Below are 20,869 nucleotides of genomic sequence, written 5' to 3' on the forward strand. Positions count from 1 at the left end.
CAGTCGAGCAAGTGGGGAGCAATCAATGTTAGCTTTAAGAAAAAAGCGTTGTATAGAGAGTAGTACACTATGTCATCGGCAGCCATTACCACTGTAATCAAAATGATGGAATCCTTGCCTATTGATGTACAGGAAAAGATTGTAGACCACCTGCGCGATTACATCGACGACTTGCAAGATGAAATTCGCTGGAATGAATCTTTCCAACGAACACAACAGAAACTTATCGCTGCTGCAAGACGTGCCAAACAAGAAATTGCTGAGGGGCAAGCGACTACACTAGACTATGACCAGTTATGAAGTCTGCTGTTCTTCCTTCCTTTTGGACAGAGTATCGACGGTTGAACAGTGATATTAGGCAGAGTGCTAGGAAAGCTTACCATCTATGGGCAAAGAATCCATTTCACCCTTCTTTACACTTCAAGTGCATTAACAGTCAAGAAGGAATTTGGTCTGTGAGAGTAACGCTAGATTTTCGCGCACTGGGAGTATTAGAAGGTGACACAGTTACATGGTTTTGGATTGGAAGTCACGACAATTATGAGCGGTTTTTCTCATAAAGGGAGTAGATAATTTACTACTCCCTACCGACTCTCTAAGCTTCGATAACCACCCTCAGATTGCCACGTTTTTTAGCGACCCGACAGGCGGTAGTGCTACCAGAACGCTCAAATTCTAAATCCAAGATGGTGGTACCAACTTGCAAATTGTGTATTGACAGATGATTAATTGACTCTGGCAAAGCAGGGTCGATAATTCGCAAACAGTTATTTTGAGCGTCAGGCACTAAGTTGACGACCATTTGCACTAGCTGAAATATAGTACCAGTAGCCCAAGCTTGGGGAGTACAAGCTACCGGATATTGTACCGGGGCATGATCACCATTACGTTCGTAACCGCAGAACAATTCCGGGGGACGCTGATAAGGTTGTAGGCTAGTCATATCGAACAAACCTTGAAACAGTTCTAGGGCTTGGTCAATTAAACCCAGCGATCGCAATCCCATGGCAATCAAAGAATTATCATGAGGCCAAACTGAACCAATGTGATATCCCATGGGATTGTAAGCTGGTGACAAACTGCTGAGAGTACGAATACCCCAACCATTAAACATATCTGGTGCCCGCAACCGCTCTGCTACACTGTAAGCTTTTTCCGGTGTGAAAATGCCCAAATGCAAACAGTGTCCTGGATTAGATGTAATACTTTCTACTGGCTTACCGTCTCCATCTAAAGCCAAAGCGCAGAAATCCTGGTCTTCCATCCAGAAATCTCGATTAAAACGTACCTTGAGGTTTCTAGCTTCTTCTTGCCAGCGATCGGCCAAATCAAGCCGTTTCTTCATCCTCGCAATTTCTGCCAAACGTATTTTCGCGGCATAGAAATAAGCTTGTACTTCACATAAAGCGATGGGGCCGTTGGCTAAGTCTCCTTTGCGGTCTACAATACAGTCGCCGGAGTCTTTCCACCCCTGGTTAACTAGACCTCGTTTAGATTTACGGTAGTAGGTCAAATAACCAGTTGGTTGGGCATTACGATCAATCCACTCCATTGCTGCTAAAGCATTAGGCCAAAGTTGCTCTAGGGTTTCTTGATCGTGCGTCCAAGTGTAGTACTCAGCATACAGCATCAACCACAGCGGAGTAGCATCAACTGTACCGTAGTAGGGTGTGTGGGGAATTTCCTCACAGCGAGCCATTTCCCCCAACCGCAACTCGTGCAAAATCTTGCCTGGTTCTTCTTCGCGCCAGTCGTCCTCGTTTTGACCTTGATATTGTGCCAGAAGCATTAAAGTCTCTTTGGCAATTTGCGGGTTTAACATCAGAGTTTGGGAAGCTGTAATCAGCGAATCACGCCCAAACAAAGTAGAAAACCAAGGCACTCCGGCGGATACAGTCTTATACTTGCCAAAAGACTGGCGTAACAAATACATATCTTGCTCAGCTCGTTCAATCACTCGATTGAACATGCTTTTATCTGAACTGATACGTGTAATTTGTTGTACCCAATTTTGCTCCTCCATCAACTCCGCAGCTTTAGCCTGTGGTAGGGTATACGCTGCACTGACAGTGGAACTGGACGTGTTATTGGTAAGCATGTTTATCCGATAGCCCAGCTTGCGAGTCTCGTGAGAAGCCAACTCTAGCTGCCAAATTGCTGTGTAACCTTTGAAATGGTCTGGTTGGTAATGTTGGAATTGGATGCGGGATTCCATGATCAAGCCATCTAGACCTTGATAGGCTAATGTTAAGAATTCAGTAGGCTGAGTCTGCACAGGGGCAACGCCATCATTTGTCAAAAATGCTGCTTCCTCTGGTGTCGGTTCCGCTAAGCGTAAAAGCCTACCTTGTTTTTCTCTACCAAAACCCCGAACTTCAAATAAATCCACAAAATCCGCATCAAAGCTGATACTCAGTTCAAAGCTAACGGTAGTTGTGCTGTAGTTGGATATTTCTATTTCTTCAAAGAGTGCGCCATTGAGTACAATTTCCCGGCGAATTCCCACAGTTTCAGCTCTTAGACGTTCATCAATTCTGGGATTGGTACACAGAACTGAGACTGAAAACCCTTTTTCAGCGGTACTACTAAGGAGTACAGGCGATCGCCCTTCAATTTGCAACTCTAAGCGGCTGAGAAATCGCGTATCACTGCAAAACAGCCCCATGCTGGGGTTGCCATCGTTAAGAGAACAGCCAGAAATGTTACCAATCGTATCTGTGACCAAAAATAAATCATCATCTTTGACCGTCAAAGTTGGTTGTGGTCTTTCACTCACAACACAAGGCCACTCAGGGATAGGTAATTGTTCTGCTGGAATAAAAGTTTTTCCGTCCAAGAGAATTTTTTCCGGGTTTATCAATGTATCCGGTGTCATTAGCCAAAGTTCCGTGTAGAGTTCTATATTTTCGTAGTCGGATCAGCCTCAATTAAAGCTAATCAAAACAAGGACGTTGCTAAAGAACGCCTATGAAAGGAGCAAGCTGGAGGAGAAAAGAATTTAAGTTTTTTCAAAAATTCCTAATCATATTTCAATTTAGCAATGTCAAAACAAGATGTGTTAGAAAATTCATTGGAGTCATTGAACTGAAATTAATACTTACATACTGAAATAGACCGAATCACCTGATTTTGCTCAAAAGCAACTGTTGTTAGCCAAGGGCAAAAGACTAGTTTCACCCCAACGGGGTATGCACTTAATCAAGACTGTTGGTAATAGAGCAGGCATAAAACTTATATAACAAATCTTAATAGAGTTATGTGATCTAAATTATGAAGTCAAGGTTGAAAATAGAGGATTTTTGCTTGGTTCATAGGTCATTAATCCTTCATAGTCATCAGCCGCAGAGAATACATACTTTTTTCTTGAAATTATAGCCACTGCAATTGAAAAGTATATAAATTTACTTGAGTATTTTTTATATGTAATTAGACATATTTATTCAAATTAACATTTGAATAATACAGCAGATGGCAGTTGGCAAATTGAAGCAAGGCTGAAGCAGTGTGACTGCTTTACCTCCTATTTCAAAATCTGTATCTTTGTACTAAATGTCAACAAAAACTGCTGTATGGTTAACCATAGAGTCTGCAAGCCATACCTTTGTGTAAATCTTTGCGTCTTGGCAACTGGTGTTGCAAAGGCTCTACCGATAGCCTTTGCATATGGCGTGAAACCTCAAAGCTGCGACCCCCGACGCTCCTACGTCGCTAACGCTACGCTAATATTGCAACACGCTGGCTCCCCAAGGCATCCGATTGCCTTTGGGTGAGGCTGAAAAGTTCTTGTTTTCCAAGATGCGTGCAAGAAGTCTGCTGTATTAATATCAGCTGAGTAAGACTTAGGAATTGATGAGTTGATTTATATAAGCATTTGAAATTTTTACAATTGTTAAAACAGCGATCGCAGTAGATCTGTCCTTTGAATGTATATTGGGCGTAGTAGCCTGTTCTGTTAAATCTCACCATGTCAGCATATGGATAAAAAACACTTGGCTAAAAACCAAAGTTGCTACGTCAGTTGTGTGCAGTTAGCATACCAGGGGCAGAAAGGCAATAACTATAATTGCCGTGATTCATCTGTTTTGACAAAAGGTTGAAAGATGCAGGTGAAAGAGTTTTTTGGCTTTTGCACCTCAGTTCGACAGGAGTCGCAACAAGGATAAGGAGAAAAACCAATGGTCTTGGCTCTTTTTAATTTTTGCAAAGTGCTACTGAGGTGAAAATGGAGAAAAAGGAAAAAAGCAAAAGTCAAAAGAAGAGTAGGGTAAGCAGGGAAAGCATAGGGGAGATGTTGTTGAGCGAATCCCATACATAAGTGCAGAGGACTGAGACTATAGACAGCTTGTACCTCATTGTACGAGACTGGTTATAAATCTTTTTCTTTTTTCAATAAATAAATTTAGTTGCTCTGTCCATTAACTCTCGGCAATCTCCCTCCCCCAGTTTCCCAGCGTCCTCTTTTTCGGTCAAAAGTAAAAAGGGATAGTGCTTATACAGTTGCTTGTTCCTTTGCCCCTTCCCCTTCTTTGTAAAGCGCTACCACTGCCTTTGTGGAAAGTTTTGTCAGGATTGTTTACATATTGCAACTGTTTACTTCACTTGAAAGTCCGTTGTAATTTGTAAAATGCTTCTGTGACCTGGATCTTGTTCAGATTGCGGCTCTCTTTTAACGATATTCATGAGCATTTCGACTTCCGTGCTGAGTGAACTGCTACAGTCCATAACCTACCTGCGGCCCCAGCTATATTTTAAGGCTTCACTAACGGCGCTATCGCACGCGATGGAAGACCAGGTTTTGGCTGCGACTCTAGAGCAACCTCTGGTAATTGCTAGCTTCCAACGAGAGCGATACTATCGCCAAGAAGCTCACCGCTATCAGCGGCTGGCTTTGCGAAGTAATCAAATATACGTTTTATCTGCACCGGAAACTGACTTTAGACACAGTTCGGAATACTATGAAAAGATAGCTTTCGAGCCAGAAGATGCCTTAAGTCAAGAGTGGCATTTGGTGGTGATTGCGGAAAACTATGCTACTTGCCTGGTTTGCCGAGAAAGTCTTGGTTCCATCGCTAAAACTAAGCAAACACCGGAGTTGACCCCCAGTTTAGATATGGACACATCTCGCAGGTTTGAAGGGATTTGGACATCGGAGAGGGGTGTCAGTCTCAAGGCAGCTGAGTTGTTATTAGATAGGATTTTAGTTTACAGACCAGACCTAGCAAGCAAAATTCAGGAGGCACGCCAGAGATTTGACATTGGGGAGACTAGAACCAACAAAAGAGCCAACCAAGTGGCTGAATTTGCTTGTGACATCGACACTGACCCCTTTGTACAACGCCTAGTGACTTACCTGCAAGCTAGCCAGTACAAATTACACAAAGCTTACCGTTCCATTACTGCCCAAGCTCGCAAAGAACGCTTGGTGAATTCAATTAGTACTGCAATTCGGCGATCGCTCGACCCGCACGAAGTCCTGCAAATTGCAGCACAAGAACTTGGACAACACTTAGGGGTTGGTCGGTGTCTGATTTACCGCGCTCAAGCCACAGATGACCAAGCCATAATTGAACATGAGTTTTTGAGCCAAGGTATTTTACCTATTTGTGGTCAAACCTGGGAGTTAGCTAATAACCCCCTGTTTCAGGAAGTAGTCAAACAGGGTGAGGGCGTCTGTGTAGCTGATGCAACTAATGACTTGCGTGTTACTAGTTCAGCCTCACTGTCCTTGATTGTGAAAAAGTTTGCTATTCGTTCATGGTTAATAGAACCAGTGTTGTATCAGGGACGATTGTTAGGCATCGTCGAGTTGCACTATTGCAACTTGCCACCCCATCAATGGCAAACAGGAGAGTTAGATTTAGTCAAAGCGATCGCTACTCATATTGGGTCTGCTCTCATTCAAGCAGAAGCTTATGCTAATTTAGAAGACCTCAACCAGCAACTAGAAGCCCTTGACCGTACCCGCAGCAACTTGATAGCTATCACTGGACACGAACTCCGCACTCCCCTGTCCACCATTCAAGTTTGTCTGGAAAGTCTCGCCAGCGAACCGGATATGCCTGTTGAGTTACAGCAGGTAATGCTCAACACTGCACTTTCCGACTCAGAACGAATGCGGAAACTGGTACAAGATTTCTTAACGCTTTCTAACTTGGAAAGTGGTCGAGTGGAATGGCATCCAGAATCTTTGACTTTACAAGAATGCATAGACTTAGCACTCAGCCGACTTCGTACCCGTTCCCAAGGAGAAAAGCTGCCACAAATCAAAACTCACATTTCCCCAAACCTACCTTTAGTCAGAGCTGACGGCGATTGGCTAGTAGAAGTGCTAGCAAAACTTATAGATAATGCGTATAAGTTTACACCGAGTGAAGGCGAAATCTCTATTAAGGCAATTCGTAACGGCGATCGCATGGTTGAAGTCACCGTGGCTGATAGTGGACGCGGCATCGAACCCAATCGCCTGGAAATCGTGTTTGATCGCTTCTATCAAGAAGAAGGAGCATTGCGACGTACCACCAGCGGCACTGGTTTGGGATTAGCAATTTGCCGCCAAATTGTCAATGGCTGGGGCGGTGAGATTTGGGCCGAGTCCAAGGGCAAAGACCAAGGCAGTCAGTTTCACTTCACTGTACCTGTTGTTCAAAGTAGCCAAGAGGAAAAGCGCTCAAAAGTCAAGAGTAAATAGTCAATGGTCAAAAACTTTGTACTTTTGACTTTTGACTTTTGACTTTTGACTAAAAACTGTTACAGTCTATGACGCGATCGCAATATGATGGTGATGACGGTGTTAGGATGCCCTAAAAACCTTGAGAGAATGCTTATGGCAGAACAACTTTCTGGAAAAACCCCCCTGTATGCCGGCAGCACCGGTGGCTTGCTGACAAAAGCAAGCGTTGAAGAAAAGTACGCTATCACTTGGACTAGCCCCAAAGCACAAGTGTTTGAATTGCCTACAGGTGGTGCTGCAACGATGCACCAAGGTGAAAACCTGTTGTATCTAGCTCGTAAAGAACAAGGCATCGCTTTAGGCGGTCAACTCCGGAAATTTAAAATCACGGACTACAAAATCTACCGGATTTTGCCCACCGGAGAAACCACTTTCATTCACCCAGCTGATGGTGTCTTCCCAGAAAAAGTGAACGAAGGTCGCGAGAAAGTGCGTTTTGTACCCCGCAGAATCGGACAAAACCCCAATCCAGCACAACTCAAGTTTAGTGGTAAATATACCTACGACGCATAGGGACTAGGGACTGGAGACTGGGGACTGGGGACTAGGGACTAGGGACTGGGGACTAGGGACTGGGGACTAGGGACTGGGGACTAGGAAAATCTTTCCAATACCAAGTACCCAATACCCAATCCCCAGTACCCAATACCCAATCCCCAGTACCCAATACCCAGCACCCAATCCCTCACCTGTCTATGATCTTTCCCGATTTTTCCGACTTTCAAGAGCTAGCTTTGCAAGGTAATTTTGTGCCAGTGTATCAGGAGTGGGTAGCAGACCTAGATACACCAGTGTCTGCTTGGTACAAAGTCTGTGCTGGACAGCCCTATAGCTTTTTGTTGGAATCGGTAGAAGGTGGGGAGAAAATAGGGCGTTATAGCCTAGTGGGTTGCGATCCGGTGTGGATTTTGGAAGCCAGGGGCGATAAGTGCATTGAAGATGGGCCTGGGGCTTACCGCACTGTCCAAATACACCGTGATGGTTCGCAAATTGTTTTTGAAGGCGACCCTTTTACAGCTTTAGCTCAATGTCTAGCACCTTATCACCCAGTGAAGTTACCCCAACTCCCCCAAGGAATTGGCGGTTTAGTGGGGTTTTGGGGCTATGAATTAATTCAGTGGATCGAGCCACGTGTGCCTATTCATGCACCTGATGAGCGTAATATTCCTGATGGTTTATGGATGCAGATAGACCATCTGTTAATTTTTGACCAGGTGAAACGAAGAATATGGGCGATCGCTTATGCTGATTTGCGTGATCCAAAAGTGGATTTGCAAACAGCGTATCAAAAAGCTTGCGATCGCGTTACCGAAATGGTAGGCAAGTTATCTCTACCCCTATCACCGCAAAAAACGATATTGGAGTGGACACCCCCAACCAATCAAAAAGCAGAGGTGACAGAAGAATATACAAGTAACTTCACTCGCCCAGAATTTTGTGCCAGCGTCCAAAAAGCAAAAGAATATATCAAAGCAGGCGATATCTTCCAAGTAGTTATTTCTCAGCGGCTATCTACAGAATATACAGGCGACCCCTTTGCACTTTACCGTTCCCTACGCCAAATAAATCCTTCGCCTTACATGGCTTACTTTCACTTCCAAGATTGGCAAATCATTGGTTCTAGTCCCGAAGTGATGGTGAAAGCAGAACGAGACCCTGATGGTGGAGTCATAGCAACAGTACGCCCAATTGCTGGGACACGTCCTAGAGGTAAAACAACTACTGAAGATACAGCATTAGCTAGTGATTTACTCACTGACCCCAAGGAAATTGCTGAACACGTGATGCTCGTTGACTTAGGACGTAATGATTTGGGGCGTGTTTGCCAAAGTGGTAGCGTCAAAGTTGATGAATTAATGGTGGTTGAGCGCTACTCCCATGTGATGCACATTGTCAGTAATGTTGTGGGTAAATTAGCGCCAAATAAAACAGCTTGGGATTTACTGAAAGCTTGCTTCCCAGCTGGTACAGTCAGCGGCGCCCCCAAAATTCGGGCGATGGAGATTATTCACGAGTTAGAACCGACTCGTAGGGGCGTTTATTCTGGTGTTTATGGTTATTACGATTTTGAAGGACAATTGAATAGTGCTATAGCAATTCGCACAATGGTTTTGCATGATAACACCGTTAGTGTGCAAGCTGGTGCGGGTTTGGTGGCTGATTCCGACCCAGAGAAAGAATACGAAGAGACACTGAATAAAGCTAGAGGAATGCTGTTAGCAATTCGTTGTTTACGTTGAAGTTTACCTGATCAAACTTTTTGCACTTCTTGTCCTAACCGATAACTGAGCAAGACTACTAATACAATTTCATGAATTAGCTGATGCTATGGAGGCGTATATTTGCTATACGTCTAAAATTAGACTAATCAATAATTCGTATTTGTAATTATAAAAATCAGATATGGTCTGGATTTGGGAGTTTATATGTGTCTAAATATTCTTATATTTAGTATAAATTAAAACTATTAATAACTCTACGCCCCTACAGCCGATTCGTGTGTTACAAATATTTTTGGAAATGGCATGAGTCCTAGAAAAGAAGAAAAAGAGGACAAAAGGCAAACGTCAGTTGATTCCTGACTTTTGACGGTATGTGAAAAAGGAACTCTAGTGTGGGGTGTAGTAAGACTTTCTTGTTTTCCTTACCCCAAGCCTTGATCAGGGTTTTGGTACTTCCTGTGAAAAGTTAGAGTTGATTCCTCTTTGTGCCTTGACCTCAGTTACTGATGAAATTAGATGTGTTACATAAGCACATTTTATAAAAATCTCACTGAGAAACAATTGCTTAAATGTAACATTTACGTTATATTTCTTAACAAAGCGTTACAAGACTCAGGTAATGCGTTATGCCAGCGATCGCGCTTAGGGTTCTGAATGAATGTGAGTATTCAACTTACAAGCAACAGATTCGCCGTGCATTTGTTGGTGTAATTGCAATCCTGTTGGTTTTGTCTTTGATGTTGACTGTTTTCGCTGTCAGCTCATAACACCTGACTTGCATTTGAGCAAATTTAATTTTTCAGATTTCACTTAACTGTAAATTTCATTGGGATTCTAAAATATGCCATTTACCATCCAGTCGGCTCAAAGTATTTTTCCGGGCACCCTCGTTGCTGACGTTGTTCCAACTACTATTGAATCCTTCAATCAGCTTAAGGCTGAAGATCAACTAGCATTACTGTGGTTTGCCTACACCGAAATGGGTAAAACAATTACGGTTGCGGCTATAGGAGCAGCCAATATGGTTCTCGCGCAAGGCATTTTAGAGCAAATTAAGCAAATGCCTTTTGAGGCTCAAACGCAAGTCATGTGTGATTTGGCTAACCGTGCTGACACTCCCATCTGTCGTTCCTATGCTTCCTTCAGCATGAACCTGAAACTAGGCTTCTGGTTTCAGCTAGCAGAATGGATGGAAAAGGGACTCGTCGCTCCGATTCCAGAAGGCTATCAACTATCTCCCAAAGCAGCCTCAGTGTTGCAAGCAATTCGACAAGCTGATTCAGGTCAACAAATCACCATCCTACGCAATGCTGTAGTTAACATGGGATTTGACCCGAATGCTCCTGGTAGTTACAAAAAAGTTTCCGAACCGGTGGCTCCTCCCACTGCACCAGCATTACGTACTAAAGTGACAATTGAAGGCATTGATAATGCTACAGTGCTGGCCTATATCAATAACATGAATGCCTTTGACTTTGATGCAGCTGTTGCATTGTTTACCTCCGAAGGTGCCTTGCAACCTCCTTTTGAAAGACCGATTGTCGGACAGCAAGCAATCCTCGCATACATGCGTGAACAATGCCAAGGGCTGAAAATGATGCCAGAACGCGGCGTATCTGAGCCAGCAGAAGATGGCTATACCCAAATTAAAGTTACTGGCAAAGTCCAAACTCCCTGGTTCGGTGCCAATGTCGGCATGAATATTGCATGGCGGTTCTTGCTAGACCCCCAAGGCAAAATTTTCTTCGTAGCAGTTGACTTGTTGGCTTCTCCCAAAGAACTGCTGAACCTAGTGCGTAAATAAGCCAGAAGGCATATTTATTGCATACTTTTTCTGTATTGCTACAGAGAATTTGTTGACTGATGACCGATGACAGTTATCAGTCAACATCACTAGATATGCAAGTTAAATATTGAAGGAATAACACTGCTGTGTTAGTCGCTTCTTTAACTGCTTAAGCATAAGTGAATTAGTGAGCGACACACCAAGCTTATGCCATGTTAATTAGCAATTTTTGTAAATTATCATCAATATATTTTTATCAAAATATTTTTTATATTCGGTGCAATGGAGATTTATAAAGCAAGCTGTATGGATGCTGATGAACTTCTAACACGCTATAGTGCAGGTGAGAGAAAATTCAGTCAGGTAAGCCTGCGCTTAGTTAACCTGAGCGAGATGTGTTTATCGGGTATTAATTTAGCTCAAGCTGACTTGGCTAAGGCAAATTTATCTCACTCCAACCTGCGCGGAGCAAATTTGATTGAAGCAAATTTGACGGCGGCTTCCCTATGGAGAACTGACCTCACGAAAGCAAACTTGATTTGGACAAACCTGAAAGCTGCTAACTTGATTCGTGCCAATCTGACTCAGGTAGACTTGTACCAGGCTTCTCTACAACATGCAAACCTGCGTTTAGCAGACCTCAGTGGTGCAGACTTAAGCTATGCGAACCTCAGCGGTGCAGACTTAAGCTATGCAAACCTCAGCGGCGCTTTTTTAGCAAAAGCAAATCTTAGTGGTGCAAACCTCACTGGTGCAAACTTGAGCAACACAGATTTAAGTGATGTGAATTTTGCTAAAGCTATTTTGTTCAAAACCGATTTCAGCTACGTTGATTTCACACAAGTAGATTTGACTAATGTAGATATGGGCGAGTGCTTCCTGAGCAAAGTCAAACTACCTGAACGACGTTTGCTTGAGGTGAATTGACCTGAGATATGTTAAGGTGCGTATGTTGTCGTTAAAAATTGAGTCAAGTGCGATCGCACTATCTATGCGACCTTGAAGTTAATTCTATAGCCAAAACTGGCGATCGCCTTCGACTATACCTGGAGCAATTCCTTGTAACCGCCGATAAGCTATTTTGTCAGAACCGTATAATGGGACGGGTAAGCGAGGTTCTTTCAAAGCCCCGTGATGTAGCAATGTCAGTTTAAGTGTAGCTTATATTAAACTTTCAATTAATACTTGCTGTTTGTGTTCAGGATCGGGAATAACGTTTAAACGCAGAGGATAAGGTAAACCCATTTTCTCAGACTTAACTTCAGTAGTGACTAAAATTACTTCATCCGGTGATAAGCGAAGAGCTAACCCTTTAGTTGGCGCTGTGACTACAGACTGCTGAAATTTATATAGTCGTGGAATCTGAGATTTTACACACTCCACCAAAATAAACTTTGAACCAATAACTTTTGCTCTTTCTCTTAAATTCTTTATTTCATCACCACAAAAATGTCCATCACGGTAAATTAGTACAGTTTTTTGTCTTAATTCAGCAGATGGGAGAAACCTCTCTAGTGTTCTTTTATCAATTGTTTCACCCTCAGTTAAAGCATCTTCCAGTCGGTAACGAATAAACTCACCTCGTTTGTCATAGAGACGCACACTTGCACAGACATTTCTACTTCCAAATCCTTTCTTTTTAGAAATTCGGGAAACATCAAAGCCGATGAAATAATCTGCAATTTCTAAAGGTTCAGCTAAAATAAAGGGTAAGTTTCCTAATTTTGCTAGAATTCCTGGAATTACTTGATGAAGGATATTCCCATAATTACTTGTATTTTTTAATGTCTCTTCATAAATTACTTGACTAGCAATTTTTCGCCGAAGTAAACGTGAAGAAATAAAAGAATAAAAGCTACCATCATCACTATTATCAGCATGGCGATCGGTTTGAGGTAGAAATGTTAAAACAATGTCAGTAGGAATCGCCATTAATTCATTAATAGCTTGTTCAACTTTTTCTCTATCATCAGAGATACTTGAACTACTTACTGATATACCAAATCGATGAGCGATTATGCTTTCAAACCCATAGCGTTTTAGACGTTGCTGAACTTCCCTAATAAAAGGATCTACCTTCAAATCACAAAGCTTCAAAGCTATAATGCGAATTAGTGTTGCTTTATCTTCATATTGAGATTGACGGCGATAAACGCCTCCTTTTTATTTAATAAGTAAAGAGCCATCGCTCTCCATCATCTACTAGCTGCGATCGCACCCCACAGAACACTAAACTAGAAAGTAAGATGCTCAGAATAGCCTATGAACGCCACGACAACAACTTTACTTTCTACACTCAAATTAGAAATCGACTTGACTGACGATCAGTTTTACCAGATGTGTCAGAAAAACCGCGATTATCGATTTGAGCGTACAGCATCAGGGGAATTATTAATTATGCCACCTACAGGTAGTGATACTGGCAGACGTAATGTTAAAATAACCACTCAACTGGATATTTGGAACTCAAAAAGTAATTTAGGTGAAGTTTTTGACTCTTCAACTGGCTTCAAACTTCCCAATGGTGCAGAACGTTCTCCTGATGCTTCTTGGGTGAAAATTGAACGCTGGAATGCTTTAACCCCAGAACAACAAGAAAAATTTGCCCCAATTTGTCCTGATTTGGTTGTAGAGTTACGCTCTGCTAGTGATTCACTAAAAGACTTACAGGATAAAATGCAGGAGTATATCGAAAATGGCGCTCAATTAGGTTGGTTAATTGACCGAAAAAATAAGCGTGTGGAAATTTATCATCCAGGTAAAGATGTAGAAATATTAGACAATCCTACTAGCTTATCAGGAGAAGATGTCTTACCTGGATTTGTATTGGATTTACAACAAATTATTTAGCTTGATTTATACAAAAAAGTTAGAAGTACATTGTTGTTGTACCCCTAACTTTGTTAGCTATGAAGTGCGAAGGTAAATTTAGACCAACGCTGTTACCTTCTCTAACACTCCCTGAAACAACCTCAAACCATCATTACTGCCAAGCATAGGATCAGATGCTCTTTCTGGGTGTGGCATCATTCCTAAAACATTGCCCTGACGATTGCAAATTCCGGCAATGTTATTCAACGAACCATTGGGATTTTCTCCTGCATAACGGAACACCACTTGACCGTTATCTTCAATCTCTGATAATGTCGCCTTATCAGCATAAAATCGGCCTTCTCCGTGGGCAACGGGTAGAGTGATGATTTCAGTATCTGTATAAGCTTGCGTCCAAGAGATATTGCTATGCTCTACTTTTAAAGGCACGCGATCGCAAATAAAATGCAAATCTTGATTTCTAGTCAGTGCCCCTGGTAACAGTCCAGATTCAGTTAATACTTGAAACCCGTTACAAATACCGAGGACAAATTTACCTTTTTGGGCATGTTCAATCACCTGCTGCATCACAGGGGAAAAACGCGCGATCGCACCGCAGCGCAGATAATCTCCATAACTAAAGCCACCAGGTACGATTACTACATCCAAATCAGCAATATCTGTTTCTTGATGCCAAACCATGCGAGTTGGTTGCCCAAGCAAATCTCTGGTGACATAAGCAACATCGCGATCGCAATTAGAACCCGGAAAAACAACAACGCCGAATTTAGTCATTAGTTAATAGTCATTTGTCATTTGTCATTTGTCATTTGGGAATGGGGATAAGGAATTAGGCGTTGCTGAGTGAAAGTATGAATCTGTCTCACGCAGAGGCGCACCAGGCGCAGAGAGCAAGAGTTTGAGAAATGAAACTTTTAACATTCATGCCTCAATTCAGCAACGCCAGGAATTAGGTAATAAAAGAATTTTCTCCCAGTACCCAGTACCTAGTCCCAAATCCCCAGTACACAATCCCTAAAAAACTCCCGTCTGGGTTTCAACCTCTATCAAATCAAAGCGATAATTTTCAATCACCGGATTTGCTAGCATTTGGTCACAAATCTGTTCCAGGTCTTGACGTGCTTTTTTTTCTTCCGTCGAGGTGATGGTCAATTCTATGTACTTTCCAATCCGCACCTGCTCAACGTTATTGTATCCCAGTTGCTGAAGACCAGATTGTACAGCCACGCCAGCAGGATCTAAAACTGAAGGGCGAAGCGTCACGAAAATTTTGGCTAGATACTTCCTTTGCACAAGTTTACAAACCTCTAAAATCAATACTTTCAACCATTAGTCTCTCTAAAATGTTCATCTAATGCTTAAAAGCATTATTTGCAGTGTTTGAGCTAAAAGCTTGAGTATACTAATTTACTCAAGATTTCTGTTCATTCAATGCTTGCTCTCTTATTATCTCTCTATGTTCCGTTCTGTAAAAGCCAACAATTGCTAACATTTACTTTCTGCTTCATTCTGGAAGCATCGGTACTACCCCCTTGGAGGTGACGTTACGAGCATCGCTAGAAGCATCAGCGATTTTTTCCATTAAGCTACCTATTAGGACTATAAGCGTCACCTCCAAGGGCTTAACAGTCAACCGATTTTGGATTAATCGCATGGCTGAAGTCAGTATACGCCAAGGATACCTATAAATGAGAATTTAAGAGGTTTTTGCCTAAGCTTTAATCTCAAATCTCAAATTGTCTCGGTCAAAAGAGTAAAACCAATTACTAATAATTATTGTAGCTTGCTGAGTGATGTGAGTTACATTTACAGTTTACCTCTTTTTTCCAGAGTTTTAATTATTTATGGCTAAATGTTACCAATATAGAGAGCAAGCTGTTATTTAGATCAATCTTTTGATGGATTTTTGATTAATTTTCACCATTAAAAACTAATAAAGGTATAAAGGTGAGAAAAGTAAGAAAGGTGGGAAAAGTAGGTTGTTTTGTATAAATGGTTTACTAGGTGATTGATATGCTGTAAGTTAATATATGGAATTTTATCCAGTCAACTAATAAACAAATACACACTCTTATCTTAAACAACCTGACATCTAATACTGAGGCGATAGCTAAGCAAGTGTAACTCGTTGAACTTAAAAGTGGAGATTTGCAATTGCAAATTGAGTAGCGAAGATAACAGTAACACAGTTATCAGGATGATACTTGATGTAATACAAGTGCAAGTTTACTCTTTTTTGGTGTTGCTAGCACTAGTTTGACTTAGCTAAATAGTTTTGCTTTGTTCCTGTGAAAACATCAAAAAATGCACTGGTAAATTCCTTCTAATACCAAATAACTAACAATAATATCCAAAAACGGAAGGTGTAAAAATGAACGCACAAAAGGAAATCATAAAAAACACAACAATTAATCGAATGGTAATAAAAGAACTTTCTCAGACAGAGAAACTAGAGGAAATGGCTAACGGAGATGGATGTAGAATAAAATTAGGTGATATCAACATAAATTTGGAAAGCACAGTGCCAGAATTTACCAAAAATTATTTGAAAATAGTAGTAAGAAGAGGAGAGGATGTAAAAAATATAACTAAAAAATTGCGGACTTTGAATATTAAATACAGTATCAGTGCTGAGGGTAAGCAAATTTCGACGTATTAGCCTACTGCGGATTTAGAGAGTACTAGCAATTCATCTTTATTGAATGCAATGGACAGACAAGACTGCTAGCAAGTGACTTTGCACAGGCTTTGGCTGAATGCTGCGATCGCGCTGATCATAACTATCTGCTCCAACTGAGTCAAAATAGGACTATGGAGCAGTTATAGTTAATTTATTAGTTAGCCAGTATAACAGCTTCCTCTACAGTGGCAAATTCAAACAATTGTCTATGAGAGCCATACACACCCGCAGTCAAGAGCGTATTTTAAACCTCCTGAAAATTCTCAAACAAGGCATTTCCGCCCAAGATATTTACGTAGAACTACGTAATCGCAATCAGAGTATGGGTCTAGCAACAGTTTACCGCTCCTTGGAAGCTTTAAAACTGGAAGGTATGGTACAAGTGCGGACTTTGGCTAACGGCGAAGCTTTATATAGCCTAGCGCAGCAAGACAAGCATCACCTCACTTGCTTGCAATGTGGTATTTCCATTCCAATTAATCAATGTCCCGTACATGACCTAGAAAGTCAGTTAGAATCCAGCCATAAGTTTAAAATTTTTTATCACACACTTGAATTTTTTGGTTTGTGTGACCAATGCCACGTAAATCAAGGTGCTGAAGTTAGTCAGTAATTGGGAATTGGGAATTGGGAATTGGGAATTGGGTATTAGTTATTTCTCCCTCATCTCCCCATCCCCCTCATCTCCCTCATCCCCCATCTTAACCAGCGCGGTTATTATTCACTCCTGGTACTTGCCCAGAAAATAACTGGTTGGAGTCAGCTTGAGAATCTGAGACTATAGAGCGTATACCCTCGAAAGTAGCAGGAATAGAACGGGGATCCATAAACATTACCTTGCTGCTATCGCTTTTACCAATTGTCGCACCCATATCTAGATAGCCCAAAGCAAACAAAACTTCCACAGCTTGGTGGGCACTAGGGTTAGTATTGATTTTTTGGGCAATAATTTCAGCTGACTCAGCAATAGCTTGGGCTTTGAGAACTTGTTGCTGGCGTTCGGCTTGGGCTTTAAGAACGATCGCTTTTTGTTCCGCTTCTGCCTGTAAAATTACAGCTTTTTGACGGGCTTCCGCTTCCAAAACTTGGGCATCAGCTTTACCTCTAGCACTATTGACAGCAGCCTCGCGATCGCCTTCGGAAGTTAAAATTGCTGCCCGTCTGCGGCGTTCCGCTGACATTTGCAATTCCATCGATTCCCGTACTGCCTGAGAAGGTATAATATCTCGTAGTTCTACCCGTGTGACTTTTACGCCCCAAGGATCGGTGGCAATGTCCAAATCCCTTAACAAAAGTTCATTGATTTGAGAACGGGCAGTAAAAGTTTGATCTAACTCTAGTTGTCCCATTTCCGAGCGAATTTGAGTAAGTACCAAATTCACCATTGCCGACTGGAGATTTTCCACCTTGTACCAGGCTTTTTCCATATCCACAATGCGCCAGTAAACCACCGCATCCACTTCAATGCCAACGTTGTCGCGGGTGATGCATTTTTGGGGAGGAATATCTAAAACTTTTTCCCGGATAGTTTCTTGGTAAACGATTTTATCTAGGAAAGGAAAAACAAAATTGAGTCCTGGTTCCAGTTTTTTGTTATAACTACCCAATCTTTCCACCAAAGCTTCATTGCCCTGATTGATGACTTTAACAGACCCAGCCACAGCACCACCACCAAGGGCTAGAAACATTAGTAAAAATAACTGTCCCATTGTAAAGCTCCTGAATTTTGAGTATTAAATGTTTCTTTAAACAAGATGAGGGAGATGGGGGAGATGAGGGGGATAAAGGTGAATAACTTCTTTTTCCCAATTCCCAATTACCCATTACCCATTCCCAATTCCCAATTCCCAACTAAGAATGCAACAAATTTTCTGGCATCACAATTAAAGTGGTACCTTCTCTTCTAACTACATACACTCTTTGATCGGGTGCTATGGTGAGTTTGTCATCATCACATTTTGCCCGCCAAGAATTTCCCTCATATAGCACCCGTCCGGCTTGTCCAGCGGGAATTTCTGTTAAAGTTTCAGCTATAACAGCATCCTGAATTTTTAATTGGCGTCGTCGTGGTTGCAAAAACCGCCGCGACAGCACAAATAACACTGTGGAAAGTAATAGCCAAACCGTAACTTGTAGCCATATACTTAAACCCACTAAAGACAACAACGCCACTACAAAGGCGCTGATTCCCATAATGAAGGCAACAAAAGCCGATGGTAAGAACAGTTCCATGAAACACAGAACTCCTCCCGCCAACAGCCAAATTAAGGTAGAACTTGGCATAGCGCCATCCTAGACACTACATTGACACAAGGGGAAGGGAAAAAGGGGAAGGGGAAGGGGAAGAAATAACTAATGCCCAATGCCCAATTCCCAATTCCCAATTTTTTTTTGAATTTTGATTAATTTCAGTAACAAGTTGTAGTCAGAGGTACACAAGTACAGTCTATTCTAGCCTTCAAGTTGTTGACAGCTAAATTTAATCGAAATTTACGAGTTGATTTATTCCTTAAATATATACTTTTATGATTTCTACACAGCCGATAATTTATTGCATCAATTCAGACTGCGATCGCCCCATTAATACTATAGGCGATGTCTCGCGACAAGCCGCTTCGCGTCTACGCTTGTGTGCAAATTGCCAAACTCCTCTGATTTACCGCTATCTCTGGGCTAGTGGCTCATTGGCAGCTAAAATACCACCAGGCACAAAAGTTGCGGATAGATATGAGGTAATTACGCATCAAGTTTGGCTAGATACTCAACCAGGACTGCCACCAGATGCACCAGAAGAGTTACCAAAAGTAGTTATTCCATACTTGAAACTATATCAAGAGCATTGGCATATTCCCCAAGCATATGGGTTTGCTCACTCTTCTACGGAAGATGCAAACGCTAGTGCTATCCTCTTACTGGAAAATGTTCCTATAGACGCAACAGGAAATCTCTACCCAACAATTGCTGATGCATGGCAACAAGCAACGGCAATACGGCAAGTTTATTGGCTATGGCAAATTCTGCAACTTTGGCAACCTTTACTAGAATTAGGAGTTGCCCAAAGTTTACTATTGCCAGATAACTTGCGAGTACAAGGTTGGTGTGTGCGACTGTTGGAACTTCACGAAACGCAAACCACCCAGAAATTGAGTTTACAAGATTTAGGTCAATCTTGGCAGCCTTGGGTAGCATCTGCAAAAACCCAGGAGTTAAAAAATATAGTTGAGCAGATGTGTAGTACTGAGGTAGAGTTAGAGACCATTGCCACTCAACTCAACGCCTTATTACTTTTATCAGCAGCACAATTGCCTTTAAGCTTAAAGGTGGCAGGAGCAACAGATACAGGCCCCGAACTGACACAAAATGAAGATACTTGCTATCCACTTGCTTCTAGTGAAGATGACTTATTACTAAACCATTTGGCCATTGTTTGTGATGGCATTGGCGGACACCAAGGTGGTGAAGTTGCTAGTCAATTAGCGGTGCAGTCTTTGAAATTGCAAGTTCGTGCTTTATTAGCAGAGGTGGAAGAACAGACAGAACTCCTATCACCAAAGTTATTGCAGGAACAACTAGAAGCTAGTTTGCGGGTGGTGAATAATGTAATTTGCTCCCGCAATGATGAACAAAAACGCCAAGGCAGAGAACGCATGGCTACAACCCTAGTCATGGCGGTGCAAATTCCACAACGAATAGAAACAACTTCTGGATGGCAGTCAAAAAATGCCCATGAACTTTATTTAGCAAGTGTCGGTGATAGCCGTGCTTACTGGATAACTCGCGACTACTGTCAGCTATTGACAGTTGATGATGTTGTGGCAACACGCGAAGTTCGCTACACCCGGAGTTTATATCGTAAAGCACTCACTAGACCAGATGCAACTGCCCTCACCCAAGCATTGGGGACAAAAGATGCTGAATTTCTGCGTCTTGTAATTAAGCGATTAATTTTAGAAGAAGATGGAGTATTGCTATTATGTTCTGATGGTTTAAGTGATAATAATTGGGTAGAACAATCCTGGCAAGATTACGCAATACCAGTGTTAACAGGACACCTTTCAGTTGAAGATGCTGTGCGTGATTGGATTAATCTAGCAAACCAAAAAAATGGTCATGATAATACATCCGTTGTTCTGACTCTTTGTCGTGTGTCTCCAGCAGATTTAGTGCTGGCGACTCCCCCACAGTTACCAGTTGAGATTTTAAAAGTAGAAGAACCACAAGAAGAACAATTAGCAATAGAACATATACAAGAAGAACAACTAGAAATAGAACAAACACAAGCAGAACAAGATTATTTGACAGAAAGTTCTCAAGCGCTGCTAGATTTGGATCTGACAGAGGAACCAACACCAACGCCAACACCAGTTAAAAAACCAAGTCGCGGTAAACCTTTATTGCTGCTTGGAGGATTATTAATTTTGCTGTTGGGAGGTACTAGTTTGGGATTATTTGCTTGGTGGCAACTTAATCCTCAAACCTTCCAACAAATGTGTAGGCAACTTCCCCAAAGAGTACAACGATTTTGTCCACGAGGATAGCGGGGGAGCTTTCGGAGCGGGGGAGCAGGGGAGTAGGGGAGCAGGGGAGTGTCAAAACATTAGATGCATTCATAACAAAAT

At 41.9% G+C, this 20,869-nt stretch carries 18 protein-coding genes; 11 read left to right on the forward strand and 7 right to left on the reverse strand.

Annotation, left to right across the window (positions count from 1 at the left end; all coding sequences use genetic code 11):
• Nucleotides 1-69: 69 nt before the first annotated feature.
• Together I8748_RS08980 and I8748_RS08985 are read left to right on the forward strand one after the other, a co-directional pair.
• Complete coding sequence (locus I8748_RS08980; protein ID WP_096557389.1) at nt 70-300, forward strand: hypothetical protein; 231 nt, start codon at nt 70-72, stop codon at nt 298-300.
• A complete protein-coding gene (locus tag I8748_RS08985; RefSeq protein WP_198124278.1) occupies nt 297-560 on the forward strand; it encodes a ParE family toxin-like protein in 264 nt (87 codons plus the stop codon). Before I8748_RS08980 ends, I8748_RS08985 begins: the two co-directional genes overlap by 4 nt.
• A gap of 35 nt (nt 561-595) precedes the next feature.
• Here the strand turns inward: I8748_RS08985 and I8748_RS08990 are convergent, their stop codons facing one another.
• Complete coding sequence (locus I8748_RS08990; protein ID WP_198124279.1) at nt 596-2,875, reverse strand: amylo-alpha-1,6-glucosidase; 2,280 nt, start codon at nt 2,873-2,875, stop codon at nt 596-598.
• A gap of 1,803 nt (nt 2,876-4,678) precedes the next feature.
• Here I8748_RS08990 and I8748_RS08995 point away from each other — a divergent pair.
• The 5 genes from I8748_RS08995 to I8748_RS09015 all read left to right on the forward strand — a co-directional run bounded on the left by I8748_RS08995 (nt 4,679) and on the right by I8748_RS09015 (nt 11,665).
• Complete coding sequence (locus I8748_RS08995; RefSeq protein WP_198124280.1) at nt 4,679-6,688, forward strand: DICT sensory domain-containing protein; 2,010 nt, start codon at nt 4,679-4,681, stop codon at nt 6,686-6,688.
• A 135-nt stretch (nt 6,689-6,823) separates the two neighbouring features.
• Nucleotides 6,824-7,243: a photosystem I reaction center subunit II PsaD gene (locus I8748_RS09000; RefSeq protein WP_198124281.1), complete on the forward strand. Its 420-nt coding sequence runs from the start codon at nt 6,824-6,826 to the stop codon at nt 7,241-7,243.
• Between the two features lie 182 nt (nt 7,244-7,425).
• Nucleotides 7,426-8,970 (forward strand): anthranilate synthase component I, encoded by a 1,545-nt coding sequence (trpE, locus tag I8748_RS09005; protein WP_198124282.1) that lies wholly within the window; start codon nt 7,426-7,428, stop codon nt 8,968-8,970.
• A gap of 823 nt (nt 8,971-9,793) precedes the next feature.
• A complete protein-coding gene (locus I8748_RS09010; protein ID WP_198124283.1) occupies nt 9,794-10,756 on the forward strand; it encodes an orange carotenoid protein N-terminal domain-containing protein in 963 nt (320 codons plus the stop codon).
• 288 nt (nt 10,757-11,044) lie between these two features.
• Nucleotides 11,045-11,665 carry a pentapeptide repeat-containing protein gene (locus I8748_RS09015; RefSeq protein ID WP_198124284.1) on the forward strand — a complete coding sequence of 207 codons (621 nt, stop codon included), beginning with the start codon at nt 11,045-11,047 and terminating at the stop codon, nt 11,663-11,665.
• A gap of 234 nt (nt 11,666-11,899) precedes the next feature.
• Here I8748_RS09015 and I8748_RS09020 read toward each other — a convergent pair whose 3' ends face one another.
• Nucleotides 11,900-12,835, reverse strand: coding sequence for a Piwi domain-containing protein (locus I8748_RS09020; protein ID WP_318781205.1), 936 nt, complete (start codon nt 12,833-12,835; stop codon nt 11,900-11,902).
• A gap of 165 nt (nt 12,836-13,000) precedes the next feature.
• Between I8748_RS09020 and I8748_RS09025 the strand changes: the two genes are divergently transcribed.
• Complete coding sequence (locus tag I8748_RS09025) at nt 13,001-13,588, forward strand: Uma2 family endonuclease (RefSeq protein WP_198124285.1); 588 nt, start codon at nt 13,001-13,003, stop codon at nt 13,586-13,588.
• 78 nt (nt 13,589-13,666) lie between these two features.
• On the opposite strand, the gene purQ is transcribed toward I8748_RS09025, so the two are convergent.
• The 3 genes from purQ to I8748_RS09040 form a co-directional block, all read right to left on the reverse strand.
• On the reverse strand, nt 13,667-14,344 hold the full coding sequence (gene purQ, locus I8748_RS09030) for a phosphoribosylformylglycinamidine synthase subunit PurQ (protein WP_198124286.1): 678 nt from the start codon (nt 14,342-14,344) through the stop codon (nt 13,667-13,669).
• 240 nt (nt 14,345-14,584) lie between these two features.
• Nucleotides 14,585-14,863, reverse strand: coding sequence for a phosphoribosylformylglycinamidine synthase subunit PurS (gene purS / locus I8748_RS09035; protein ID WP_096560101.1), 279 nt, complete (start codon nt 14,861-14,863; stop codon nt 14,585-14,587).
• A gap of 211 nt (nt 14,864-15,074) precedes the next feature.
• Nucleotides 15,075-15,224 (reverse strand): hypothetical protein, encoded by a 150-nt coding sequence (locus tag I8748_RS09040; RefSeq protein WP_198124287.1) that lies wholly within the window; start codon nt 15,222-15,224, stop codon nt 15,075-15,077.
• 717 nt (nt 15,225-15,941) lie between these two features.
• Here I8748_RS09040 and I8748_RS09045 point away from each other — a divergent pair.
• Nucleotides 15,942-16,229 carry a hypothetical protein gene (locus I8748_RS09045; protein ID WP_198124288.1) on the forward strand — a complete coding sequence of 96 codons (288 nt, stop codon included), beginning with the start codon at nt 15,942-15,944 and terminating at the stop codon, nt 16,227-16,229.
• Nucleotides 16,230-16,458: 229 nt separating this feature from the next.
• Complete coding sequence (locus I8748_RS09050; RefSeq protein ID WP_198124289.1) at nt 16,459-16,863, forward strand: Fur family transcriptional regulator; 405 nt, start codon at nt 16,459-16,461, stop codon at nt 16,861-16,863.
• A gap of 88 nt (nt 16,864-16,951) precedes the next feature.
• Here I8748_RS09050 and I8748_RS09055 read toward each other — a convergent pair whose 3' ends face one another.
• On the reverse strand, nt 16,952-17,959 hold the full coding sequence (locus I8748_RS09055) for an SPFH domain-containing protein (protein WP_198124290.1): 1,008 nt from the start codon (nt 17,957-17,959) through the stop codon (nt 16,952-16,954).
• 142 nt (nt 17,960-18,101) lie between these two features.
• The gene (locus I8748_RS09060) at nt 18,102-18,533 is read right to left on the reverse strand and encodes an NfeD family protein (RefSeq protein ID WP_198124291.1); all 432 of its coding nucleotides are present in this window, start codon (nt 18,531-18,533) and stop codon (nt 18,102-18,104) included.
• A 242-nt stretch (nt 18,534-18,775) separates the two neighbouring features.
• Between I8748_RS09060 and I8748_RS09065 the strand changes: the two genes are divergently transcribed.
• Complete coding sequence (locus I8748_RS09065) at nt 18,776-20,788, forward strand: protein phosphatase 2C domain-containing protein (RefSeq protein WP_198124292.1); 2,013 nt, start codon at nt 18,776-18,778, stop codon at nt 20,786-20,788.
• The last annotated feature ends 81 nt before the right edge of the window (nt 20,789-20,869 follow it).

Source organism: Amazonocrinis nigriterrae CENA67 (genome assembly GCF_016056305.1).
Lineage (GTDB): Bacteria > Cyanobacteriota > Cyanobacteriia > Cyanobacteriales > Nostocaceae > Amazonocrinis > Amazonocrinis nigriterrae.